This window comes from Chryseobacterium sp. (genome assembly GCF_029240215.1).
GTDB lineage: Bacteria > Bacteroidota > Bacteroidia > Flavobacteriales > Weeksellaceae > Chryseobacterium.
In genome coordinates, this window is the sequence record NZ_JARBTK010000003.1 from 430770 (window position 1) to 455513 (window position 24744).

22 protein-coding genes and 1 other RNA gene are annotated in these 24744 nt (G+C 33.8%); 20 read left to right on the plus strand and 3 right to left on the minus strand.

Annotation, left to right across the window (positions count from 1 at the left end; translation table 11 throughout):
• Positions 1-669 precede the first annotated feature (669 nt).
• The 4 genes from uvrA to K0R77_RS09160 all read left to right on the plus strand — a co-directional run bounded on the left by uvrA (position 670) and on the right by K0R77_RS09160 (position 5453).
• Complete coding sequence (gene uvrA / locus K0R77_RS09145) at positions 670-3498, plus strand: excinuclease ABC subunit UvrA (RefSeq protein ID WP_300351468.1); 2829 nt, start codon at positions 670-672, stop codon at positions 3496-3498.
• A 432-nt stretch (positions 3499-3930) separates the two neighbouring features.
• Positions 3931-4335, plus strand: coding sequence for a hypothetical protein (locus K0R77_RS09150; protein WP_300351471.1), 405 nt, complete (start codon positions 3931-3933; stop codon positions 4333-4335).
• 107 nt (positions 4336-4442) lie between these two features.
• Positions 4443-4955 carry a DUF421 domain-containing protein gene (locus tag K0R77_RS09155; protein ID WP_300351474.1) on the plus strand — a complete coding sequence of 171 codons (513 nt, stop codon included), beginning with the start codon at positions 4443-4445 and terminating at the stop codon, positions 4953-4955.
• 3 nt (positions 4956-4958) lie between these two features.
• On the plus strand, positions 4959-5453 hold the full coding sequence (locus K0R77_RS09160) for a GNAT family N-acetyltransferase (protein WP_300351477.1): 495 nt from the start codon (positions 4959-4961) through the stop codon (positions 5451-5453).
• 712 nt (positions 5454-6165) lie between these two features.
• Here K0R77_RS09160 and K0R77_RS09165 read toward each other — a convergent pair.
• A complete protein-coding gene (locus K0R77_RS09165) occupies positions 6166-6480 on the minus strand; it encodes a DUF4286 family protein (RefSeq protein WP_300351480.1) in 315 nt (104 codons plus the stop codon).
• A gap of 147 nt (positions 6481-6627) precedes the next feature.
• Between K0R77_RS09165 and gyrA the strand changes: the two genes are divergently transcribed.
• From gyrA to K0R77_RS09200, 7 genes are all read left to right on the plus strand, one after another.
• Positions 6628-9222, plus strand: coding sequence for a DNA gyrase subunit A (gene gyrA / locus K0R77_RS09170; RefSeq protein WP_300351483.1), 2595 nt, complete (start codon positions 6628-6630; stop codon positions 9220-9222).
• A 24-nt stretch (positions 9223-9246) separates the two neighbouring features.
• The gene (locus K0R77_RS09175; protein ID WP_300351486.1) at positions 9247-10302 is read left to right on the plus strand and encodes a tetratricopeptide repeat protein; all 1056 of its coding nucleotides are present in this window, start codon (positions 9247-9249) and stop codon (positions 10300-10302) included.
• Positions 10303-10468: 166 nt separating this feature from the next.
• Complete coding sequence (locus tag K0R77_RS09180) at positions 10469-11305, plus strand: 1,4-dihydroxy-2-naphthoyl-CoA synthase (RefSeq protein WP_300351729.1); 837 nt, start codon at positions 10469-10471, stop codon at positions 11303-11305.
• Between the two features lie 128 nt (positions 11306-11433).
• Positions 11434-11979: a PH domain-containing protein gene (locus K0R77_RS09185; protein WP_300351489.1), complete on the plus strand. Its 546-nt coding sequence runs from the start codon at positions 11434-11436 to the stop codon at positions 11977-11979.
• Positions 11963-13462, plus strand: a complete 1500-nt coding sequence (locus tag K0R77_RS09190) for a PH domain-containing protein (protein ID WP_300351491.1) — start codon at positions 11963-11965, stop codon at positions 13460-13462. Before K0R77_RS09185 ends, K0R77_RS09190 begins: the two co-directional genes overlap by 17 nt.
• Before the next feature lie 10 nt (positions 13463-13472).
• Positions 13473-14402 (plus strand): 1,4-dihydroxy-2-naphthoate octaprenyltransferase, encoded by a 930-nt coding sequence (menA, locus tag K0R77_RS09195; RefSeq protein WP_300351494.1) that lies wholly within the window; start codon positions 13473-13475, stop codon positions 14400-14402.
• Positions 14403-14500: 98 nt separating this feature from the next.
• On the plus strand, positions 14501-15187 hold the full coding sequence (locus K0R77_RS09200; RefSeq protein ID WP_300351497.1) for a metal-dependent hydrolase: 687 nt from the start codon (positions 14501-14503) through the stop codon (positions 15185-15187).
• A 66-nt stretch (positions 15188-15253) separates the two neighbouring features.
• On the opposite strand, the gene ffs is transcribed toward K0R77_RS09200, so the two are convergent.
• An RNA gene (gene ffs / locus K0R77_RS09205) (signal recognition particle sRNA small type) lies at positions 15254-15351 on the minus strand.
• Positions 15352-15483: 132 nt separating this feature from the next.
• Between ffs and K0R77_RS09210 the strand changes: the two genes are divergently transcribed.
• From K0R77_RS09210 to K0R77_RS09250, 9 genes are all read left to right on the plus strand, one after another.
• A complete protein-coding gene (locus K0R77_RS09210; RefSeq protein ID WP_300351499.1) occupies positions 15484-16077 on the plus strand; it encodes a DUF4199 domain-containing protein in 594 nt (197 codons plus the stop codon).
• Between the two features lie 17 nt (positions 16078-16094).
• A complete protein-coding gene (locus K0R77_RS09215; protein WP_300351502.1) occupies positions 16095-17045 on the plus strand; it encodes a glycosyltransferase family 2 protein in 951 nt (316 codons plus the stop codon).
• A 1-nt stretch (position 17046) separates the two neighbouring features.
• Positions 17047-17748, plus strand: coding sequence for a DUF2807 domain-containing protein (locus tag K0R77_RS09220; RefSeq protein WP_300351504.1), 702 nt, complete (start codon positions 17047-17049; stop codon positions 17746-17748).
• Between the two features lie 94 nt (positions 17749-17842).
• Positions 17843-18124 carry a hypothetical protein gene (locus tag K0R77_RS09225; RefSeq protein ID WP_300351507.1) on the plus strand — a complete coding sequence of 94 codons (282 nt, stop codon included), beginning with the start codon at positions 17843-17845 and terminating at the stop codon, positions 18122-18124.
• A gap of 26 nt (positions 18125-18150) precedes the next feature.
• The gene (locus K0R77_RS09230) at positions 18151-19866 is read left to right on the plus strand and encodes a phospho-sugar mutase (protein ID WP_300351732.1); all 1716 of its coding nucleotides are present in this window, start codon (positions 18151-18153) and stop codon (positions 19864-19866) included.
• 91 nt (positions 19867-19957) lie between these two features.
• Positions 19958-21211 carry an aminotransferase class I/II-fold pyridoxal phosphate-dependent enzyme gene (locus K0R77_RS09235; protein WP_300351509.1) on the plus strand — a complete coding sequence of 418 codons (1254 nt, stop codon included), beginning with the start codon at positions 19958-19960 and terminating at the stop codon, positions 21209-21211.
• Positions 21212-21746: 535 nt separating this feature from the next.
• Positions 21747-22469, plus strand: coding sequence for a 3-deoxy-manno-octulosonate cytidylyltransferase (gene kdsB, locus K0R77_RS09240; RefSeq protein WP_300351511.1), 723 nt, complete (start codon positions 21747-21749; stop codon positions 22467-22469).
• 156 nt (positions 22470-22625) lie between these two features.
• Entirely contained in the window at positions 22626-23288 is a 663-nt protein-coding gene (locus K0R77_RS09245) for a histidine kinase (protein WP_300351514.1), read from the plus strand.
• Positions 23289-23312: 24 nt separating this feature from the next.
• Positions 23313-23888 carry a glutathione peroxidase gene (locus K0R77_RS09250; protein ID WP_300351517.1) on the plus strand — a complete coding sequence of 192 codons (576 nt, stop codon included), beginning with the start codon at positions 23313-23315 and terminating at the stop codon, positions 23886-23888.
• A 91-nt stretch (positions 23889-23979) separates the two neighbouring features.
• On the opposite strand, the gene K0R77_RS09255 is transcribed toward K0R77_RS09250, so the two are convergent.
• Entirely contained in the window at positions 23980-24636 is a 657-nt protein-coding gene (locus K0R77_RS09255) for an NAD(P)H-binding protein (protein WP_300351519.1), read from the minus strand.
• Positions 24637-24744: the final 108 nt, after the last annotated feature.

Genomic DNA, 24744 nt, shown 5'->3' on the forward strand with positions numbered 1-24744 from the left:
TTCTAAGTCATTAAAATATAATATGATAATTCAAAGTATTTTATGAATTATTTCAGTAAAAATATGGTTTTGAGAATAGTTTGAAAAGAAAAGGTTTGCCGTATTCCTGAAAACGAATAGTTCAGTTAATTGCTTTATATCTTTAATATATTGAGTATTTGCTTCTTATATTTTATTATCATATTATCAAAGTTTTTTTATAAAAAGCACAATAGCCCCAATTTAGATTTTCTTTCTGAGTTTATTAGCTATCATGGTAAAAGCTCAAAATCCTGGATTGAAAAATGAGTTTGATGCAAAAATATATTAATCTCTGTTTTCATGAAAATGATCAAATTTCTGTTTTATTATTCATTCAACTAGTGTAAATTTATATTTAACATATAAATCACTTACAGATGTTAGCATATTTTAAGGAATGTAGATTTTGTTCACTTTTTAACTATTAAAAACTAAAATATCTTTATCTGGAAATCTTGCTAATTTTACAGACTATTAGACTTGCATCAATTTGATTGAAATTGGGAACATAATGATAATATAGAAAAATAATTTTGTTTAAAAATATTTGATATTATGATTTTAATCGATACTATTTTTAGCTAAAGAAATTCCATAAAATTCCGTAATTTTGCAAATCGTGATTTTCATGTAAGGTCACCCCAAATTATGAGTGAATCAAAAGAATATATAGAAGTTTACGGAGCCAGAGAACACAATCTTAAAAACATTGATGTCAAAATTCCGCGTAACGAACTTGTCGTGATTACCGGACTTTCCGGAAGCGGAAAATCGTCATTGGCTTTTGATACCATTTTTGCCGAAGGCCAGCGTCGTTACATAGAAACTTTTTCTGCTTATGCCCGTCAGTTTTTAGGAGGTTTGGAACGTCCTGATGTAGATAAAATCGAAGGACTTTCTCCCGTAATTGCGATTGAGCAGAAAACGACTAATAAAAATCCACGTTCTACTGTCGGAACGGTGACTGAGCTTTATGACTATCTTCGACTTTTGTTTGCGAGAGTTTCAGATGCTTATTCATTATCTTCAGGAAAAAAATTGGTGAGTTATACGGAAGATCAGATTCTGGATACCATTAAAGAAAACTACAAAGGCGAAAAGCTGATGTTGATGGCGCCTGTTGTCCGTTCGAGAAAAGGTCATTATCACGAACTTTTTGTTCAGATGGCTAAAAAAGGATACGGACAGGCAAGAATTGACGGTGAATTGCAGGATATCGAGTATGATCTAAAACTCGACCGTTACAAAACCCACGACATCGATATCGTGATTGACCGTTGGATCATTGGTGAATCTGCTTCCGAAGCCAGAATGGAGAAATCACTGAGAACCGCAATGGAAATGGGTGAAGGCGTAATCGGAATTCAAAAGCTTGGGAGTACAGAAATCGAATATTTTTCAAAAAATTTGATGGATGCCGAAACAGGTCATTCATTGGCTTTACCGGAACCGAATACGTTTTCTTTTAACTCACCGAAAGGAAGCTGCCCAAGCTGTAAAGGTTTAGGAACAATTAAAAAAATCAATACCGATTATTTTGTTGAAAATCCTAAATTATCAATCAACCAGGGAGGTTTATTGCCTTTAGAAGATATTAAATCGAATAAATGGATTGTAGCTCAGATCAAAAATATTCTTGAAATATTTGGTTTGGGATTGACGACTCCGTTTAAAGATATTCCGCAGGAAGCTCTGGATTATATGTATCATGGTTGTCATAAAGAATTTAATAAAGACCTGAAATACGCAGGAATTACCAAAAAAATAAAGATCAGTTTTGATGGTTTGATTCCTTTTATGGAAGAAATCATCGATGAAAAAGAATCTTATGAAGGTATTTTGCTTGAAAGACATTTTACGACCGAAGAAACCTGTCCTGAATGTAAAGGAACACGTCTTCAGCCCGGAAGTTTAAGCTTTAAAATAGACGGAAAAAATATCGCTGAAATTAATGCTTTGAGTTTATCTGATCTGAAAGAATGGTTAGCAGATGTGAAAGATAAATTTTCAGAAAAAAATGGAATTATTGCTCACGAGATTTTAAAAGAAATCGAAACCAGACTTCAGTTTTTACTGGATGTAGGTTTAGAATATTTAAGTCTCAGCAGAAGTTCAAAAACGCTTTCTGGAGGAGAATCTCAAAGAATCCGTCTCGCAACGCAAATTGGTTCTCAGTTGGTGAATGTTCTCTATATTCTGGATGAACCAAGTATCGGTTTGCACCAGAGAGACAACGAAAGACTGATCAAATCACTAAAGAATCTTCGCGACATAGGAAACTCTGTGTTGGTGGTAGAGCATGACAAAGATATGATCATGGAAGCCGATGAGGTTTTGGATATTGGTCCGAGAGCCGGAAAATTCGGTGGAGAAATTCTTTGGCAGGGAAAACCGAAAGATTTATTAAAAGCAGATACAATTACTGCAGATTACATCAACGGGAAAAGAAAAATTGCCATTCCGGAAGTCAGAAGAGAAGGAAATGGTAAAAGTATTGTCTTAAAAGGTGCTACAGGAAACAATCTCAAGAATGTAACGCTTGATATTCCATTAGGAAAACTGGTTGTTGTGACAGGAATTTCAGGAAGCGGAAAATCTTCTCTGATCAACGGAACTTTATATCCGATTCTGAACAAACATTTTTACAGAGCCGTTCAGGAACCTTTGCCATACAAAAAAGTAGAAGGTCTTGATAACATTGATAAAATTGTAGATGTAGACCAGACTCCGATTGGAAGAACGCCCCGTTCAAATCCTGCAACCTATACAGGAATGTTTACCGATATCAGGAATTTATTTTCTGAATTGCCTGAAAGTAAAATTCGTGGCTACAAACCCGGAAGATTTTCTTTCAATGTAAAAGGCGGAAGATGCGAAACCTGTCAGGGAGGCGGCTTGAAAGTCATTGAAATGAACTTTTTACCCGATGTTTACGTGCATTGCGAAACGTGCAACGGAAAACGTTTCAACAGAGAAACACTGGAAGTCCGTTACAAAGGAAAATCAATTTCTGATGTGTTGGATATGACGATTGATGAAGCGGTAGATTTCTTCCAGCCGATTCCTAAGATTTTTGCAAGAGTGAAAACTTTACAGGATGTTGGTTTGGGTTACATCACAATGGGACAACAATCGACCACACTTTCAGGAGGTGAAGCGCAGCGTATTAAGTTAGCAACAGAATTAGCAAAAAGACAAACCGGAAATACTTTATATATTCTTGACGAGCCAACAACCGGACTTCATTTTGAAGATGTGAAAATTTTGATGGATGCGATCAATAAGTTGGTAGAATTAGGAAATTCATTCATCATCATCGAACATAATATGGATGTCATCAAGTTGGCAGATCACATTATTGACGTTGGCCCTGAAGGAGGGAAGTATGGTGGTGAGATTATTGCCAAAGGAACTCCTGAGGAAATTATTAAATCGAAGAAGAGTTTGACAGGGAAGTATTTGAAGAAGGAGATGTAATAAATTTAAATCTAAAAATTTAAACACATATTTTTAACCATCATCTTTGTCATTCCGTAGGAATCTAAACTGTTACTTTAAAATTCACTGTCGAGATTCCTACGGAATGGCAAACACAATATAAAAAGGCTAAACTGATGATGTTTAGCCTTTTTTATGCACATAATCCAAACTCCAATGTTAACAATTCAATTATTTTTTAAATTTAATTAATTGAATATCAAGGTTTTAAATTTTAATGTTAACCCAATATTAACTGAATGTGAAATTAATATGAATATTTTTTTATATCTTTGAATTAGAAATCAAAACAAGTTTAATATATAATTTAAAATCAAAGACTTATGAAATCACTATTTACACTTTTTATGTAAAAAACTAAAACAGGTGGTGATAACATATGACAATTAAAAACAATAAAAAAATCTACATATGAAAAATAAAATCCAAATATTTGTTGCTTCTCTTTTCGTGTTAGGATTAACAGCAATCGCAGGAAATGTAAAAGCTCAAACGACTTCTAGCAATACCATTCAGGAAGTTCAGTTAAATAAAAATGACGCCTTCAATGAAATCAGAAATTTATTAATTGCAAATTTTGACTTTACAAACTCTGATTATAAGCAGGGCGTTGTAAATTCTGAAGTGAAATTTGATATTGCAGAAAACGGAAAAATCGTTAATGTACGTTCAAAAGGAGACTGTAAAAATGTAAGCAAAGAAATTGAAAATGTTTTAAGTCACCTTCAGTACAAGATTGATGCAAACAAACTTAATGAAAATATGATCGCATCATCTTTCGTAATGCCGGTAAGAGTTGACATTAACAACAGATAATCAGAATTAATTGTTAATAAACTATATAATAATTTCCTTAAACTGCTTGAAAAAGCAGTTTTTTTATTTCCGTGAATTGTATACATTTGATCTCAAATTTTCATAGTGTGAATTCTATTCTCGATGTTGTTGTCCGTTCTCTTTGCGTTTATCTTTTTATGGTAATTGCGATTCGTCTGTTTGGGAAAAATCAGCTTTCACAGCTCAATGCGGGTGATGTTGTTTTGCTGTTATTAATTTCAAATGCAGTGCAGAATGCAATGGTCGGCGAAAATACATCGCTTGAAGGCGGAATTGTTGCTGCTTTGGTTTTGTTTGCTGCTAATTTTACATTAAAAAGACTGATGTTTTCCAACCGCTCATTTGCCAGTTTCATGGAGGCAGATCCTGTAATTTTGGTGAAGGACGGAACTGTAGATCATGTCGCTTTGCGAAAAGTAAAAATTACCTTTGACGAAATCAACGAAGCAGTCCGAGAACACGGAATTGAAACTATTGAGAATGTAAAACTCGCAATTCTGGAAGTTGACGGAAATATAAGTGTGATTTCGGAGGACGAGAAAGACAAGCAGACGCATTATTCGAGAATTAAGAGAAAAAATAAAAGAAAATATCATTAAAAAATGAACTACGAAATAAGAGAAATGCTTCCTAAAGACGAAATTCGTGTAATGGAAATTTTTCAACAAGGTATAGACAGCGGAATTGCGACTTTTGATACCGAACTTCCCAACGTTGAGGTTTGGAATACCAGTTTCATCAACGACTGTCGTTGGGTTTTGGAAATTGAAACGAGCGAAGTGATTGGTTGGTGTGCTTTAAAGCCCGTAAGCAAAAGAGAATGTTTTAAAGGTGTGGCTGAAGTAAGTATTTATTTTGACCAAAATTTTGTAGGAAAAGGTTTGGGTACACTTTTGTTGAAAAAACTCATTATCGACAGCGAAAACCATGGATTCTGGACTTTACAATCCAATATTTTTCCGGAGAATGAAGCCTCAATTAAATTTCATTTAAAAAATGGTTTCAGGAATGTAGGGGTTCGTGAAAAAGTGGGTCAACTTCATGGTGATTGGAAAGATCTTGTGATGTTGGAAAGAAGAAGCCCTAATATATTGTAGGATTTAAATTAAATATTTTTTAAAATTACAGTAATAATCTTTTGGCATTTTGATTGTATCATTAATATCGTCAATTAAATTTCAAAGATTATGAAACCTATCAAAAATATAGTCGTAATAATAGTTATTGCAGGATTTTTTTCATCATGTGTTCCACATCCCAGCCGAAGACCAATGCCACCTGGTCACGATAAAAAAGTAGAAGAGCTAAAAGAACGTCATCCCAGTAACAGAAATAGATAAAGGTTTATACATATTATTTTAGGGAATATTCCGTGATTCAATTTTAATCTTCTCAATTTTTGGCATCAGTATTGTAATTTTTGAGAAGCTAACTTTAAATTTATTATCATTATGAAATTTTTATCTAAAGTAATTGGAGTGTTCTTAGTTATTTTTGCTGTAGCATTTTATCAGGCAGAACCGATCCAAAAACGTCACCATCCTCACTCATACAAAAATCATCATAGAGGACATCATAAAGTAAAGTATAAAAGAGTTGCGTACCACAAGGCTCCTAGGCATTATTACAAAAAGCATCATTATAGACCTGTAAGACCTCGCAGATATTATGTTCAAAAGAGGTATAGACAACCTCGAGTTTATCATAGCAGACCGGTTGTTGTAGTAAATTTATAAATAATTAGGCTGTCTTATTTTTGAGACAGCCTAATTATTTTATTAGTTTAAAAGTATTTTTACTAGAGTACACCTAAATTTTCTTTTTCTTAGGATTTAAAGAAGTAGTGAAGATCATTACATCCTGTCCAAATTTATTTTCGATTCTTTCAGAGATATTTAATAATTCACTTTCGATAAACTCAGTCCTTTTTTCATCATCATCAAAAATCAGAAGAAGATTATAGTTTTTACCGTCATCAATGTAGTCACTGTGCACTTCAGACAAGATATATTTTTCCACATCCATTAGATTTTCAGTCATCAGAACCAACGTGTCGTCAACGTAATTTTCCCATTCTCCGATATTGTTTTTTGTACAATGGAAAGTAATGCTCAATACGCTCATTTTTTAAGAATTTTTAAGATTATTGAATAAATAGTTCGGCAAAAATCGGTAAAATTTTCGTAAATTAGCCCGTTATTAAATATTCAAAATAAATAGTTTTCAGGTTGTTTTTTAAACATCTGATTATCATTACAATAAAAGTTATATATGCAAAAAGAAGGAGAAAGATTGATTCCTATCAACATCGTTGATGAAATGAAGTCATCTTATATTGATTATTCAATGTCCGTTATTGTTTCAAGAGCTTTACCGGATGTAAGAGATGGCTTGAAACCTGTTCATAGAAGAGTACTTTACGGTATGTATGGATTAGGGGTTTTTTCAAACAGAAAATACTTAAAATCTGCAAGAATCGTAGGGGATGTTTTAGGTAAATATCACCCACACGGAGATTCTTCTGTATACGATGCAATGGTAAGAATGGCTCAGCCGTGGAGTTTACGTTATCCACAGGTTGACGGGCAGGGTAACTTTGGTTCAATGGATGGTGATCCGCCTGCAGCAATGCGTTATACCGAAGCGAGATTAAAGAAAATTTCAGACGATATATTATCAGATCTTGATAAAGAAACGGTAGACTTTCAGAATAACTTTGATGACAGTTTAACGGAACCAAGCGTGATGCCTACAAAAATTCCAAATCTTTTGGTAAACGGTACTTCAGGTATTGCAGTAGGTATGGCAACCAATATGGCTCCGCACAATTTATCTGAAGCCGTTGACGCAATCACTGCATACATCGATAACAGAGAAATTACAATTGATGAATTGATGCAGCACATCGTTGCTCCCGATTTTCCAACAGGTGGAATCATCTATGGATATGACGGTGTAAGAGATGCTTTCCATACAGGAAGAGGAAGGGTAGTTTTGAGAGCAAAAGTAAGTTTTGAGGAAGTTCATAACAGAAATGCTATTATTGTAACTGAGATACCTTATCAGGTGAACAAGGCTGAAATGATTGCCAGAACAGCTGAGTTGGTGAAAGACGAAAAAATTCCAGGTATCTTCGAAATCAGAGATGAATCTGACAGAAACGGGATGCGTATTGTTTATGAATTGAAAAACGATGCGATTCCTAATGTTGTTTTAAACTTATTATATAAATATACTTCGCTTCAGACTTCTTTCAGTGTCAACAATATTGCGTTGGTACACGGAAGACCGGAGCAGCTGAATTTAAAAGACATTATCCATCATTTTGTTGAGCACAGACACGTTATCATCGTAAGAAGAACGGAATATGAGCTTAAAAAAGCGAGAGAAAGAGCGCACATTCTTGAAGGTTTCATGAAGGTGATCGGTACTCAGGATTCTTTAGATAAAGCTATTTCTATTATTCGTCACAGTGCTACTCCACAAGCGGCAAAAGAAGGAATTATTCAGGAATTTGATTTGTCTGAACTTCAGGCTCAGGCGATTCTGGATCTTCGTTTGGCTCGTTTGACAGGAATGGAACTTGACAAGATCCGTGATGAGTATGAAGCGATTATGAAAGAAATTAATAATTTGGAAGATATTTTGGCAAACGAACCAAGAAGATTCCAGATCATTAAAGATGAATTAATTGAAATTAAAGAAAAATACGGCGACGAAAGAAGAACGGAAATCGATTATTCAGGAGGTGAAATGTCGATTGAAGATATTATTCCGAACGAAGCGGTAGTTCTAACTATTTCTCATGCAGGATATGTGAAGAGAACATTGCTTTCAGAATACAAAATTCAGAGTAGAGGTGGTGTAGGTAATAAAGCAGCTACGACAAGAGATTCCGATTTCTTAGAATACATCGTATCTGCGACCAATCACCAGTATATGTTGTTCTTTACAGAAAAAGGTAAATGTTACTGGTTAAGAGTATTTGAAATTCCTGAAGGTTCTAAAACTGCAAAAGGAAGAGCTGTACAAAACTTAATCAACATTGAGCCGGATGATAAGATCAAAGCTTACATCAGAACCAATAACTTAAAGGATGCTGAATACGTCAATCAGATGAGCGTGGTAATGGTAACCAAAAACGGTACCATTAAGAAAACGTCTCTTGAAGCGTATTCCAGACCGAGGGTGAATGGTGTCAATGCAATTGAAATCAGAGATAATGACATGTTGCTTGGTGCATATCTTACAAACGGAACTTCTGAGATCATGATTGCTACAAAGAATGGTAAATGTATCCGTTTTCCTGAAGCAAAAGTAAGAGAAGTAGGCAGAGGTTCTATCGGAGTTCGAGGGATCAGCATGGAAGATAATGATGAGGTAATTGGTATGATTGTTGTGAACGATTTGGAAAATGATACAGTTCTTGTGGTATCTGAAAAAGGATATGGTAAGAGAACTGCTGTTGAAGACTACAGAATTACCAACAGAGGTGGTAAAGGAGTTATTACCTTAAATATCACTGAAAAAACAGGTAATCTTATTGCTATTCAAAATGTTACTGATGAAGATGGATTAATGATTATCAATAAATCTGGAGTTGCCATCAGAATGAATATGAATGAGATGCGTGTAATGGGTAGAAATACTCAGGGTGTGAAAATGATCAATCTTAAAAAGAATGACGAAATTGCAGCCATCGCAAAAGTTGAAATGGATAAAGACGTTGTGGAAGAAGAGGAACTTTTAGAAGGTACAGAAGCAACAGCAATTCCTACAGACGAAAATGATGCTCCGGAAATAGAAAACAATACTGAAAATGAAGATTCAGCAGACGAAACTGAAAATTCAGACTCTCAAGAATAATTAATATAAAAAAAAATTGTTATTATGAAAAAGCTAATTTTAGGTATAGCTATCGTTTCATCAGCATTTGTTTTCGGACAGAAGCAAGATGCAAAAGATGTAAATGCGCAATTACAGGCTTCTAATAAAGCAGCAATGGATGCTTATCAGGCAAAAAATTATACCGTAGCTGCACCAAAGTTTTTAGAGGTTTATAATTTGATGAAAGCAAATGGTCAGGACGATAAAATCTATATGTATTATGCAGGATTAAGCTATGCTCTTGCAAATAATATTGATGAATCCATAAAAATTTATACTGATTTAATTAATTCGGGTTATACAGGAGTACAAACACAGTATACAGCAAAAGCCATAAAGACAGGCGAAGTAACTACACTTGATAAAAATACTTGGGATTTGCTAAAAAAATCATCTTCAAAAGATTATACAGATTTCAAAACTGAGCAGACAAAAAGTGTTGAACCGGATTTGTACGAAACTTTGTCAACATTACTTTTAAATGCTAAAAAGAATGACGAAGCTTTAGCAATTATTGAGAAAGGTTTGGCAAAATATCCTAACAATGCAAAATTGAAAGAGTATCAAGGTTCAGCTTTGTATGCAACTGGGAATACCGATAAATTTATGGCAAATCTGAAAGAGCAGTTAGCCAAGAATCCTAATGATGGAACCAATTGGTACAATTTAGGAGTTTTGCAATCGAAAAATCCCGCCACCGCAAACGATGCGATTGCTTCATTTCAAAAAGCAATTCAACTCGCTTCTAATGATCCTAAATTATCTAACAATGCTAATCAAAATTTAGTATATACACTCATTGGTGATGATGCTAAAGCGGTTGAAAGTATCAATGCTTTAAGAAAATCTAATCCGGATGAAGCTACAAAGTTAATTGAAGAAAGAAGAGATAGATTTAATAAAGCTTTGCCTTACGCAGAGAAATGGTATCAGACAAATTCTGAAAATATTGATGCTGTATCAACTTTGAGAGAGATCTATAGCATAACAAAAAATCAGGCAAAAGCAAACGAAATGAAAGCTAAACAAGCTGAACTTGAGGCTAAACAGCCAAAATAATTTCAAGCAATTGAATTTTAATATCAACCGAAACAATTTGTTTCGGTTTTTTTATGATTAATATCTTTTAAAGACTCAAAATTCAACAAGTTTACACACGATTATGATCAAAAATCACCTTAAAATTTCTCCGCAATTCCGTATCTTTGGGAAAAATTTTTACAAAATGATCGAGTGGAAAACCGTCAAAGAATACGAAGATATTACCTATAAAAAATGTAATGGTATTGCAAGAATTGCCTTCAACAGACCTGAAGTTCGTAATGCTTTCAGACCAAAAACAACCTCAGAATTATATGATGCTTTTTATGATGCTTACGAAGATTCTTCGATAGGTGTTGTTTTGCTCTCGGGTGAAGGACCTAGTACGAAAGACGGAGGTTGGGCTTTCTGCAGCGGAGGTGATCAGAATGCAAGGGGTCAGCAAGGTTATGTAGGTGATGACGGAAGACATCGTTTAAATATTTTAGAAGTTCAGCGTTTAATCCGTTTTATGCCAAAAGCTGTAATTGCAGTTGTTCCCGGTTGGGCAGTTGGTGGCGGTCATTCTCTTCATGTAGTTTGTGACTTGACTTTAGCAAGTAAAGAGCACGCAATTTTCAAACAAACAGATGCCGATGTGACAAGTTTCGACGGTGGTTATGGTTCTGCTTACTTGGCAAAAATGGTCGGACAGAAAAAAGCCCGTGAAATTTTCTTTTTAGGTAGAAATTATTCAGCTCAGGAAGCTTTGGAAATGGGAATGGTAAATGCCGTAATTCCTCACGAAGAATTAGAAGATACCGCTTATGAATGGGCACAGGAAATTTTAGCTAAATCTCCTACCTCTATTAGAATGCTGAAATTTGCAATGAATTTAACTGATGATGGAATGGTCGGTCAGCAGATTTTTGCAGGTGAAGCAACTCGTCTGGCTTACATGACGGAAGAAGCAAAAGAAGGCAGGAATGCATTCCTTGAAAAAAGAAAGCCTGATTTCGGAAAAGATCAATGGATTTCTTAAATATCACATGATTAATTTGTTTTTTCAAATTAATCAACAATTTAAACTCTCACAGATTTATCGAATTCTGAAGATCATAAACAATAAAGTCTGCTTTATCTGTACAATCTGTGAGAGATTCATATAATATGGAGCAAAACTTTCAAAACCCTCAGATTTTTGATCTGGATATTCCTGATTTCAGTGATGTAAAACTGACTTCAGTATCATCAAAATATCTCAAGATTATTCTATTGAATCTTAGCTTATTTTCGGTTGTATTAATCGGAGCGGTTTCTTTGGCTTTTTATTTCTTTTACTTCAATCTCAGTTTGATTCAGGTTTTGGCGATTGGTATCGTAATTTTTCTGATGATCATTTTTCTCTTTCTGAATGCTGTTATTGGTTTTAAATTCAGAAAATATGCAGTTCGCCAAAAGGATTTGGTTTATCAGTATGGTTGGCTGAAACGAAGTTTAATTATTGTTCCGTTCAACAGAATTCAGCATATCAAAGTAGAACAGGGATGGTTTTCGAAAATACTAAATTTAAAATCAATATCTGTCTTCACAGCCGGAATAAACGGTGGTGATATTACTGTCAATGGATTACCGGAAGATATTGCAGAGGGAATTAACAATTTGATTCGGAAAAGTATTTCGAAAGAAAAAACTGAAGATGGAAAAGAAGCATAATTCTTTTTTTCAGCCTCAACGACAGTCAAAAACAGGTATTGTCCTTCTTTTTCTGTATAATATAGGAATGGTTATAAAAAACTTATGGGTTTTTGTCATTCTTTTTTTTGTGAATAAAGACAGAGTAAATTCATGGATTATTATCGTTGCAATTATCGCAGCTTTATTGATTCTCATTGCTTCGGCAATTTTGAAATATTATCATTTTACATACTACATTGATGCAGAAAACGAAGAGTTTGTGATTCACGAAGGAATCATCAACAGATCGGTAACCAAGATAAAAAAAGAAAATATTCAGGAGGTCAATATTTCTCAACCTTTCGTTCATCGGTTTTTTAATATCTACAAGCTCGAAATTGATACGCCCGGAAGTTCTGAAAAAGAGGTGAAGATTTCTGCGCTTTCTAAACAAAATGCAGTTGATCTCAAAAAATATCTTTTATTAGAATCAAAAGCCGAAACAATTACTGATCAGTCGGAAGAAGTTCCTGCAAAAGAAAAAATAAAAGACCTTCGACAAATAAAAATTTCAACATATAGCTTGTTGAAATACGGAATCACAGCCAATTATATTCAGAGTTTTTTTGCTTTGGTAAGTTTGGTAATTTATGGTTTTTCAGAAATTAATAATCTTTTGAAAAAAGCAAAATTCGATGCAGAATTGGATTATGATACAATTGAATCTCAGGTTCTTGCATTTTCTATTCCGATGGTACTCGGTCTTGTTTTGGTGGTTATGATTTTAGGTATTTTGATTAATGCGGTTCGCACACTGATTAAATATTACAATTTTAAAATTACCGAAAATATTCAGAGTTTCTCATTTGAATTTGGTTTGTTTAATACTAAAAATTCTATTGTAACGAAGTCGAAAGTACAGGTTGTGACCGAAACGCAAAATTGGCTTCAGAAAAAAATGAAAATTTCTTTTGTGAAATTTTTGCAGATCGGAAAAAATGAAGACGAGAAAAATGTCTCGGCAATTCCCGGGATCAACAAAGCTGAAAAACGAAAACTCACTTCATCGATTTGGAATGAAGATCCGGTTTTCAGCAATTATTTAAAACCTAATTTCAGATTAATTATTGTAAATAATTTTCAATGGATTATTCTGCCATTATTTTTAATTTTCATCATAGAGAAAGATTTATTTATAAACTACTGGTTCTTAGTGGTAATTTATACTGTTTTGACAGAAATATTGATCTTGTTTTCATTTCGAAATTTAACATTGTTTTTTAACGAAAGATTTATCAGACTAAAATCAGGAATTTGGGATGTAGATTACCGAACTTTTGAGGTGGAAAAACTTCAGACTGTGAAAATTTCTCAGTATTTTTGGCAAAGAAAAACAAACTTAGGAAGTATCACTTTTTATACGTCTGCCGGACATTTTAAAATAGTAGCTTTAGATTTTTTGAAAATCAGAAAACTGCTGAATTACTGTATTTATAAAATTGAAAATTCTAAGAATAATTAAATAAAATTTAATGTCAGATTGGATAAAAGCCGCAAGGCTGAGAACTTTACCGCTTTCTTTAAGCGGAATTATTATGGGCTCATTCATCGCAAAGTGGAGACTTTGGGGTGAAGGCGGAGCCTGGGACTGGAAAATTTTTGCCTTGGCACTTTTGGTAACTTTATTGTATCAGATTTTGTCAAATTATGCCAATGATTACGGCGATGGAATAAAAGGAACCGATGCAAAAAGAGCATCTGAGGCAGAGACAAGAGCTGTAGCTTCCGGGAAAATTACGGCAAAGCAAATGAGAAATGCTGTAATTTTATTTTCCATATTGTCTTTTGTGGCAACTATTGCTTTGTTGTACATCGCTTTTATTCCGGAATATATGAATGAATTTTACATCTTCATAGGATTGGGATTAACAAGTATTTTAGCTGCAATAGGGTATACAGTAGGTAAAAAACCATACGGATACATGGGATTAGGAGACCTTTTCGTATTTATCTTTTTCGGATTGGTTTCTGTTTGCGGAAGTTATTTTCTATTCACAAAAACATTCAGTTGGGACATGCTTTTGCCTGGAACAGCTGTTGGAATGATGAGTATGGCGGTTCTTAATCTCAATAATATGAGAGATATAGAAAGTGATAAATTATCAGGAAAAAATAGTTTTGCTTTGAGAATCGGTTTTAAAAATGCCATGATCTACGAAATGGTTTTATTACAATTTCCATTGATATTAATTCTTATATTTTTAGCATTAAACGGATTCTTGCAGTCACAGAATTACTACGTTTTTATTGTGATGATTTTAATTATTCCATTTGCTAAACTGAGAAGAAAAATTATGGAAGTAAAAGAGCCAAAACAACTTGATCCGTTTTTGAAACAGGTTGGAATTCTTACGTTTATGATGGCGGTAATGACTGCAATCGGACTTAATTTTTTCAAATAATATTATTTAATTTTTTGCTTATTCTAAAATTAGAAATTTGTGTAATTCGTGAAAAATATTAGTGCTATTAGTGTTTAAAATAATTCAAAATAAATAAAATGAAAATACAATATTTAGGACAAAACTGTTTTCTATTCACTTACAAGGAAAAAACAATCTTATGTGATCCGTTTTATAATTATAAAAAAGCAGAATCGGGATTTGATATTTCAGCTCAGAAAATAGATTATATTCTTTTGACTCACGCTCACGGAGATCATATTGCCGATGTAGAAGAAGTGTTGCAACATTATCCGGAAGCTACAATTATCGGTCAGCCTGAGATTTGTGCTTACTTCAAGGATGCTAAAAATAAAGATGATGTAAACTTGGGAGGGTCTGCAAAAATCGATGATCTTAAAATCTCTATGGTTCCGGCTCATCATACAAGTTCGTTTCCTGACGGTAGCTATGGTGGGGTTCCTGTAGGGTATATTTTCAGACTTCCTGAAGGTAAGAATGTTTATTTGGCAGGAGATACGGGAGTAATGGCAGATATGCAGTTGTTTCCACAATTATTCGGAAATTTAGATTTATCAATTCTTCCGATCGGTGGTCATTACACGATGTGTTCAAGAAAAGCAGCTTTTGCAGCTTCAGAATTATTGAAAACTCCGAAAGTGATCGGATGTCATTTTGATACATTTCCTGCGATTGAAATTAATCATGAAAGTGCAATGAAAAATTTCAGCGAAAAGAATGTGGAACTGATTCTTCCAAAACTGGGCGAAAGTTTCGATATATAACAAAAAAATTAAGAGATTAAGTAATTTAAATAAAATCATCTTAATCTCTTAACTTATAAAAATAAAAAATGGCAAGCTACCTAAATCACACCGCTACGACCAATTACCTTTGCTGCGTTCCCACCCTGGAGGATTCTCAGGAGCTGGTTGTTTAGGACTTGCCGTTGCAAAGATAGGAATTAATTATAAATTTGGAAATATTATTACAGAAAAAACTATTTAAAAATGCTTTGTCAGAGCTAAACTGCTGAAATTTAGGGCAATATTTTTCAATATTTTTTCGAAAAAATTAAATTATGACGAAAAGTCCAACCACATTAGGAATTTTATTATTTGGAGCTACAATGCTGATTTTCTTTGTAGTATACTATTTTTTCTCAGGAATCACGTATTTCGATACCTCTTTAAAAGTAAATGCGTTTGTTTTGCCGATTTTTTATGCTTTAGCGGCATTCTGGTCTGTAAAATCCCGTTGGAATGACCATAGAATGGGCTTCAGAGAAGCGTTTAAAAGAGCTTTTACTCCAATGTTTATCGGCGGAATTTTATCAATTGTGAGTATTTTTGCATTCCTGAATTATATAGATACCGATGCGAAAAAATTGCTCAATTATCAGTATGTTCAGAGACAAAAATCAGAATTGGATAAAGAATATTATTCTGCTAAAAAAATTCTGAAACATCAAAAAGACATTGATGAACTCGAGCAAAAATATCAGGAAGGTCTTCAGAGATTTGACCCTAAAACGGTTAAAGGAAAAGATATGTTGACAGCCAGTCATTTTTCAGGATATTTTGCCGCAATTCTTATATTTTACGTAGTTTTGTCAGTATTTTTCGGGGCGTTTTTCAGAAAGAAAACAATGCCCGAAGAAATCATTGAAGAGTAATTTTTTATTGAAATTAAATGAATTTATCTATAGTTATTCCGTTGCTTAACGAAGAAGAATCTCTTGAGGAGCTTTTTACAAGAATTGATAATGTTTGCAAAACAGGCAACTTATCCTACGAAGTTTGGTTCATCGACGACGGAAGTACAGATTTATCGTGGAGCATTATTGAGAATTTAAAAGTACAGCATCCACAGATCCACGGAATAAAATTTTCCAAAAATTATGGAAAATCCCAGGCTTTACATGCAGCTTTTGAAAGAACAAACGGTGATGTCATTATCACAATGGATGCCGATTTGCAGGATTTTCCGGAAGAAATTCCTGAGTTGTACAAAATGGTGATTGAAGATAATTATGACATCGTTTCCGGATGGAAAAAGAAGCGTTTTGACAATGTGATGACTAAAAATATTCCGTCAAAACTATTTAACGCAGCTGCAAGAAAAGTTTCCGGAGTTTATCTTCACGATTTTAATTGTGGTCTGAAAGCTTATAAAAAACAAGTTGTAAAATCAATCGATGTTTACGGAGATATGCATCGATATATTCCGGTTTTGGCTGCCAATGCGGGTTTCAGAAGAATTACCGAAAAAGAAGTTCCGCATCAGGCAAGACCTTACGGAACCTCAAAATTTGGAACTGAAAGATTCGTCCGTGGGTTTTTAGATTTGGTAACACTTTGGTTTGTAAGCCGTTTTGGTGGAAGACCGATGCATTTCTTTGGTGCTGTTGGAACTTTAATGTTCATCATCGGTTTTCTTTCGGCACTTTGGTTGGGAGTTTCAAAATTAATTGATGTTGCAAGAGGGATTTATGGACATCTAATTACTAATAATCCTTGGTTTTTCATTGCATTAACGATGATGTTGATGGGAACTTTACTTTTCATCGCAGGATTCTTGGGTGAAATGATCATCAGAACAAACAGAGAGCACAAAAATTATAATATTGACGAAGTGATATAAGATGAAAAAGATTTTTTATGTGCTTTCAATTTTAGCTTTGGTTTCTTGCGGGAAAGTTTCCCCAAAAGGAAATCTTGAAAAAAAAGACATTGATGTTGAAGAGTTTGTGAATTTAGATTTAGACGGAAAATTCCGAGTATTCTATGCAAGAGGTCCGAAAAATTTTGTTGAAATAGAAACTTATCCAAATATTGCTGATAATCTGGATGTTGATGTAGATGAGAAAACACTTTCTATCAAAGAAAATAGGGGTACAAAAGGAGTGGATTTTTATAATGTGACCATTTATTCCAAATATAATTTAGAAAAAGTTTCTCTTTCAGATTCTGTTGAAATGAATATTTCGAGCGAAATTAAAACCGATAATTTTAAACTCAATTTAAAAAATAATGCTACTTTTATGGGCTCGGTCAACACGAGAAGAGCAGAAATTGAAATGATGAATCGAAGCCGTGCTAATTTTTTGGGTGAAACTAAAGATGCAGTGATAAAGATCTCAGATACAGCAAGTTTGATTGCTCCGTATTGGAAAATCGTTAATTTAAACATAGATTCCAAAAACGGAAATTATGCAGAAGTTAACGTAAAAGATTCATTGAAAGGAAATATACAAAATACAGCAAAGTTTTTGTATTATAACGATCCGATTAGAGCTTTTAAGGTTGATAAAACGACAAGAGTTGAGAATAAAAAGCTTCAGTAGAATTTCTAAAATGTATTTGTATAAGTAGATGAAAACTGTTTTACTATTTTTAATACTGATCGCAACGTGCTCAACATCTTGTGTATCAACAAAAGTGAGTTCCAAAAATAATTATGATTATTCTGTTTTAAGAAATAATTCAAAATATATAATTGAAACAAAAGACGGAAATAAAATAAGACAGTTTGAATTTTTAAACCAGACCGAAAATGCAATTATCGGAAAACAAGAAAATTCAGAAGTTCAGATTGAGAAAAGTAATATTAATAAAATTTTAAAATCAAGTACAGGAAAAACAATTCCTCTGATCGTAGGAATAGTAGGCGTTGCAGTTGTCATACCTGCTTATATTGGTAATAAACCTGTTGGACAATAATAAATAAACTATAAATAATGTCAGAAATATCAACCATCGATAAAGCTAAATTATGGCTTTCAGATACATTTGATCAGGAAACAAAAGATGCTGTTCAATTGTTAATCGACAGCAATTCTCCTGATTTGGAAGATTCTTTTTATAGAGAATTAGAATTCGGAACTGGAGGAATGCGTGGAATTATGGGTGTTGGAACTAATCGTTTAAATAAATACACGTTAGGTCAAGCAACACAGGGACTTGCGAATTATATGTTACAGCAATTTCCAGGTGAGGAAATCAAGGTTGCGATTGCGTATGACGTTCGTCACAACTCAAAAGAATTCGGAAAACTGGTTGCTGATGTTTTAACAGCCAACGGAATTAAAGTTCTTCTTTTTAAAGATCACAGACCAACTCCTGAATTATCTTTCACCGTTCGTGACAAAAAATGTAACGGTGGAATTGTGTTGACAGCTTCTCATAATCCACCAGAATACAACGGTTACAAAGTATATTGGAACGACGGAGCACAAATCGTTCCGCCACATGATGAAGCGATTATCAATGAGGTATATTCTGTGAAATTTGAAGAAATTAAATTTGATGGAAACGATGATTTGATCGAATGGATCGGAGAGGAGCAGGATGATGTTTATATCGATGCCTGTATCGAAAATTCTACTTACCAAGATGTTGGAAAAGGTAATTTGAATATCGTTTTCACATCAATCCACGGTACGACTTATACTACTGTTCCAAAAGCTTTGGAAAAAGCCGGTTTCAAAAAGGTTGATTTAGTTAAAGAACAAATGATTCCGAGCGGAAATTTCCCGACTGTAGATTCTCCGAACCCGGAAGAACCTGCAGCTTTGGAAATGGCAATGGATTTAGCGAAAATCACAAACGCAGATATCGTAATCGGAACTGATCCAGATGGTGACAGATTGGGAATTGCGGTAAGAAATCTGGAAGGCGGAATTCAGTTACTGAACGGAAATCAGTGTAATACAATTTTGACGTATTATATTTTAGACCAATTAAAAAAACAAAATAAAATTACCGGACAAGAATTTATCGGCTCTACAATTGTTACTTCAGATATTTTCTTTGATATTGCCAAAAAATTTGGAGTTGACTGCAAAGTCGGATTGACAGGCTTCAAATGGATCGGAAAAATGATCCGTGATTTTGAAGGTCAGGAAAAATTCATTTGCGGTGGTGAAGAAAGTTTCGGATTTATGACCGGAGATTTTGTGCGTGACAAAGATTCTTGCGGGAGTATTGTCTTAGCTTGCGAAATTGCAGCTTGGTGCAAAGCCAACGGAAAAACGGTGTATGAATATCTTATCGAAATTTATCAGGAAACCGGAATGTATTATGAAGGTTTGGTAAATTTAGTAAGAAAAGGTAGAGACGGAGCGGAAGAAATTCAGAATATGATGAAGAATTTCCGTGAAAATCCTCCAAAATCATTGGCTGGTTCACCAGTGGAAGAAGTTAAAGATTTTAAAGAGCAAACTAATTTTGTGGTCTCTGAAAATAAAAAACATGCGATGGATGATATTCCAAAATCAAATGTTTTAATTTATTACACACAAGACGGAACAAAAGTTTGCGTAAGACCTTCAGGAACAGAGCCTAAAATCAAATTTTATATTTCTGTAAAACAAAATTTAAACTCAAAAGAAGATTTTAAATCAACCTTAAAAGCTTTAGAAGCAAAGATAGAGGAAGTAAGAAAAGATCTTCAATTAAATTAATAAGAATTTAGAAATTAGATTCATTGCATTTTTTATGATGTTTTAAATCTAATTTCTAGTTTCTAAATTCTAATTTCTAATAATAAAAAAAGTGAAAGTTTCAAAATTAGCGGCGAACCTGATCGGTTCTGAAATTGTAAAAATTGGTAATGAAGTAAATGATTTAAAGGCAAAAGGAGCAGAAATAGCCAACCTTACCATTGGCGACCTGAATTCTAATCTGTATCCGATTCCGGCAGAGTTGAAAGAAGAAATTCAGAAAGCGTATCAGAATAATTTAACAAATTATCCGCCTGCAAACGGACTTTTATCTTTAAGAAAAGAGGTTTCTAATGATCTTAAAAGAAGATGGAACCTTGACTATGATGCGAATGATGTTTTAATCACAGCAGGTTCAAGACCATTGATTTATGCAGTTTACAAAGTAATTGTTGACGAAGGCGATAAGGTGATCTATCCAACTCCTTCTTGGAACAACAACCATTACGCATATCTTACTTCAGCAGATGCAATCGAAGTAAAGACAACTCCCGAAAATAACTTTTTACCAACTGCAGCAGAGCTTAAACCTCATTTGAGCGGCGCTGTTTTGTTGGCACTTTGCTCTCCGTTGAATCCTACAGGAACGATGTTTACAGAAGAACAGCTTTCTGAAATCTGCGAGCTTGTTTTAGAAGAAAACAAAAGAAGAGGAGCAGATGAAAAGCCATTGTACATAATGTATGATCAGATCTACTCAAATCTTACTTTTGGAGCAAAGCATGTTGATCCTGTTTCACTTTTCCCGGAAATGAGAGAATTTACGATCTATATTGATGGAATTTCAAAATGTCTTGCTGCAACCGGAGTACGTGTTGGTTGGGGATTTGGTCCTGCAAACATCATTGATAAAATGAAAGCACTTCTTACTCACGTTGGAGCTTGGGCACCAAAACCTGAGCAGGAAGCAACTGCAAAATATTATCAAAACTCTGATCATGTGGATACTTTCGTTAATGAATTTAAAGGAAAGCTTGAAGCTAGTTTAAAAGTTCTTCACAACGGAATTCAGGATCTGAAAGGAAAAGGTCTTGCTGTAGAAAGCATCGAACCAATGGGAGCATTGTATCTGACAATCAAATTGGATTATATCGGAAAAACAAAACCTGACGGAACTGTGATTGAAAATTCTTCAGACTTGGTATTTTATTTAATCAATGAAGCCGGTGTAGCTTTAGTTCCTTTCTCAGCTTTCGGAGAGGCAAAATCTGAGCCTTGGTTCAGAGCTTCTGTGGGTGGTTTAGATATCACTGAAATTGAAGTAATGATGCCAAAATTGGAAAATGCTTTAAATAATTTGAAATAAATTAATTTTTTAAAATTTTATAAAATGTTGATTCTTTCATTAGAGTCAACATTTTTTTAACTTCGATTTTACACAAGGTTTTGGTTCGAAACAGTTTTTTTACTGAAGAAAGCGATCAAAGGAAATAATAAATCAAGACAATTCTTTGGAGAAAGGCAGGATATACTTTCGGGACCAAAAACCGTGATGGCGGAAGTGTACCTCTATTATTCAGACTGAAGACAGGAACGAAAAATTTTCGTTTTCCAGAGCCGAAAAGAAAATAAATGAGAAAGTGACAGCAAAATTATCAATAGGAGAATTTGAGTTTTAGAAAAAATCATATAAATTGCCGGAGATTTGTACTTCGGCGATCTTTTTGGAATTTTAAGGCAATATTCATGAACAGTTTTATTTTTATGGCAGCTTTTTCCGCCTTCCACTCCCGCTTTTTTGCTTTCACTTTGTTACAGCAAAAAGAGCTCCGCTCAAGTCGGGCTGCAAACGATTTGTATTTTGTACAATTTTGATTTTAATTAGAAAGTAAAGAAAATATATGAAAATAATCGCCGTCATCCCCGCGCGTTACGAAGCAAGCCGTTTTCCCGGAAAACTGATGCAGATTTTAGGTGAAAAAACCGTCATTACGACTACTTATCAGAATGTCGTGGAAACAGGTTTGTTTGATGAAGTTTTTGTAGCTACAGACTCTGAAATTATTTTTGAAGAAATAAAAAATAATGGTGGAAAAGCCGTTATGACGGGCCAACACGAAACGGGAAGTGACCGAATCGCAGAAGCTGTGCAAAACATTGATTGCGACATTGTAATCAACGTCCAGGGTGACGAACCTTTTCTAAAATTAGAACCTCTGAAGCAACTGATTGAAGTTTTTAAACAGGATGATAATCAGGAAATTTCTTTAGCATCTTTGAAAATTCAACTCACTGAAAAAGAAGAAATTGAAAATCCTAATAACGTAAAAGTAATTACTGATAATAATGGTTTTGCGCTTTATTTCAGCCGTTCTGTGATTCCTTTCCATAGAGAAACTTCTTATGACATCAATTATTTTAAACATATCGGAGTTTATGCTTTCAGAAAACATGCTTTGCTTCAGTTTTCAAAATTAGAAATGAAACCTTTGGAAATTTCAGAAAAAATAGAATGCATCCGTTATTTGGAATATGGCATGAAAATCAAGCTGATAGAAACCAATTTCGTTGGAGTAGGAATTGACACACCGGAAGATTTGGAAAAAGCAAGAAAGTTATTGTAAAAGAGCCAAGTGTAAGGTAAAAAGTCTCAAGCCAAGGGTGAGGGAAAGCTGATAAAACCAATATACTACAAAATTGATATATTTGTTGCACCATTAGATTTCTACATTGTTACATTAGGAAAGAAAGACTTATATTTGAATTTATAAATTGATTGAATGAAGAAATTACTCTTAGTACTCGTCCTGGTATTTTCGCAACTGTCTTTTGCTCAGACTGCAAAAGAAATTATTGATAAAAACATCGAATTGTCCGGAGGATTAACAAGTTGGAAGCTTTTAAATTCAGTATTACTGCAAGGGAAAGTAATTTTAGGGATTAAAGACGAATATCCTATTAAAATTTATCAGCAACGTCCGAATCTTACAAAAACCGTTCTTACGATCAACGGTAAAGAAACTGCTATTGAAGGCTATGACGGGAATAAAGGTTACGCAATGAATTATGCAACCAATAAACTTCAGGTGTACCCCGATTATGTTTCCGAAAGTTTTGATAATGATTTTATCGATTGGGAAAACAAAGGTTTTGAGGCTAAATATTTAGGAAAAGAAAAAGTAGGAGAGATCTATTGCCACAAAGTGGAACTTACCAAAAATGTGAATAAAAATCTTTACTATTTTGACACAAAAACATACATGCTTTTAAAAGAAATAAAGAGGGAAGAAACATTGAGTTATTCTGATTACAAAAAGGTGGGAAATTTATTAATGCCATTCAGAATCGAATCTTCGAGCTCAAAAAAAGATGGGGATTTTGTGATGCTACTCAATAAAGTAGAAATCAATAAAGTTTTTCCTACCAATATTTTTAAGTTTTAAAATTCATCATTAATATTAAATCTAATGAAAAAGTTATTTATCATGCTGCTTTCATTTGTAGCATTTTTCAACAGTTGCGCACAGAAAAAAAGTGCATCAAAAACTAAAAGTAAAGAACTTATGGGAAAAACAATATACGATTACAAAGTTGATGCTTTGGAAGAAGGAAAGCAAATCAATTTTGCCGATTTTAAAGGAAAGAAAATCCTTATTGTGAATACGGCTTCAGAATGTGGTTTTACCCCTCAATATGCTGATCTTGAGAAGTTATCAAACGAATATAAAGATAAATTGGTTGTTGTGGGTTTTCCGGCAAATAACTTTGGAGGGCAGGAACCCGGAACCAATGTTGAAATCGGAGCTTTCTGCCAGAAAAATTATGGCGTTACATTTCCATTAGCAGCAAAAGTTTCTGTAAAAGGCGATGATACGGCTCCAATCTTTAAATATTTAACTGAAAAAGAACTTAACGGAGTGAAAAATACAACGATCCTTTGGAATTTTACAAAGTTCTTAATAGATGAAAACGGAAAATTAGTTGATACTTTTATCAGTACTACGAAACCTACTGATAAAGCGATTACTAAGTATTTGCAGTAGAAATATTTTGTAAATAAAAATCAACTCCGCTTAGAAATTTTTCTGAGCGGAGTTATTATTTTTGTGAAAATTGACCATTCACAATTAAAAATCAGTCATTGCTTTTCTCAGCGAATCCAAAAATATTGCCCAATTTTATACTGGAATAACCGTTGCTTTTTATTTTTGAAGAATTCACCATTGCTTTAGCTAAAATATCTGTAGGAAGTGGTTTCTGGCTTTCAAAAAGCCCGAGTTTATTGGCAAATTTAATGATTCTGCTTCCTAAAACTTCTCCGGTTCGTTCAGAATCTTTTCTCTCCAACATTCCTGGTTTAAAAATCGTGATTTTATTGAAGTGTAGCTGTTTTACGGCTTCTTCAAGTTCACCTTTCATTTTAGAATAGAAAATTTTAGACTTCGGACTGGCTCCGTAAGCTGAAACTAAAATGTAATCATCCACATTATTTTCTTTGGCAGCTTTTGCAAATTCATACTGATAATCAAAATCAACTTTTTTCTGCGCTTCCTTGCTTCCTGCATCTTTCAGGGTTGTCCCCAGACAGGAAAAGGCAACATCACCTTTTACGAAACTTTTCCATTCTTCAGGTTTTTCAAAGTTGACAACATGAACTTTCAGTTTATCATTTTGAAGATTGATTGGTTTTCGTACAAAAACATTTACTTCTTCAAAGTCTTTATCATTCAATAATTGTTGTACCAAATCTTTTCCTGTGGCGCCTGTAGCACCGATTACCAAAGCTTTCATAATAAAATGTGATTTTTGTGTTGGTATTTTCTTTCTTAAATTTACTAAATTTGATAGAATTATTAGGATTAAAACATAAATAATTTAATCTTCTTAAAATTGCTCATT

Coding starts and splice junctions, on each gene's coding strand:
- K0R77_RS09215 (WP_300351502.1), top strand. CDS start 16,095: ATGAATTTATCTATAGTTATTCCGTTGCTTAACGAAGAAGAATCTCTT.
- K0R77_RS09175 (WP_300351486.1), top strand. CDS start 9,247: ATGAAAAAGCTAATTTTAGGTATAGCTATCGTTTCATCAGCATTTGTT.
- K0R77_RS09190 (WP_300351491.1), top strand. CDS start 11,963: ATGGAAAAGAAGCATAATTCTTTTTTTCAGCCTCAACGACAGTCAAAA.
- K0R77_RS09165 (WP_300351480.1), bottom strand. CDS start 6,480: ATGAGCGTATTGAGCATTACTTTCCATTGTACAAAAAACAATATCGGA.
- K0R77_RS09200 (WP_300351497.1), top strand. CDS start 14,501: ATGAAAATACAATATTTAGGACAAAACTGTTTTCTATTCACTTACAAG.
- kdsB (WP_300351511.1), top strand. CDS start 21,747: ATGAAAATAATCGCCGTCATCCCCGCGCGTTACGAAGCAAGCCGTTTT.
- K0R77_RS09255 (WP_300351519.1), bottom strand. CDS start 24,636: ATGAAAGCTTTGGTAATCGGTGCTACAGGCGCCACAGGAAAAGATTTG.
- K0R77_RS09210 (WP_300351499.1), top strand. CDS start 15,484: ATGACGAAAAGTCCAACCACATTAGGAATTTTATTATTTGGAGCTACA.
- K0R77_RS09250 (WP_300351517.1), top strand. CDS start 23,313: ATGAAAAAGTTATTTATCATGCTGCTTTCATTTGTAGCATTTTTCAAC.
- K0R77_RS09185 (WP_300351489.1), top strand. CDS start 11,434: ATGGAGCAAAACTTTCAAAACCCTCAGATTTTTGATCTGGATATTCCT.
- uvrA (WP_300351468.1), top strand. CDS start 670: ATGAGTGAATCAAAAGAATATATAGAAGTTTACGGAGCCAGAGAACAC.
- K0R77_RS09245 (WP_300351514.1), top strand. CDS start 22,626: ATGAAGAAATTACTCTTAGTACTCGTCCTGGTATTTTCGCAACTGTCT.
- K0R77_RS09160 (WP_300351477.1), top strand. CDS start 4,959: ATGAACTACGAAATAAGAGAAATGCTTCCTAAAGACGAAATTCGTGTA.
- K0R77_RS09220 (WP_300351504.1), top strand. CDS start 17,047: ATGAAAAAGATTTTTTATGTGCTTTCAATTTTAGCTTTGGTTTCTTGC.
- menA (WP_300351494.1), top strand. CDS start 13,473: ATGTCAGATTGGATAAAAGCCGCAAGGCTGAGAACTTTACCGCTTTCT.
- K0R77_RS09180 (WP_300351729.1), top strand. CDS start 10,469: ATGATCGAGTGGAAAACCGTCAAAGAATACGAAGATATTACCTATAAA.
- gyrA (WP_300351483.1), top strand. CDS start 6,628: ATGCAAAAAGAAGGAGAAAGATTGATTCCTATCAACATCGTTGATGAA.
- K0R77_RS09150 (WP_300351471.1), top strand. CDS start 3,931: ATGAAAAATAAAATCCAAATATTTGTTGCTTCTCTTTTCGTGTTAGGA.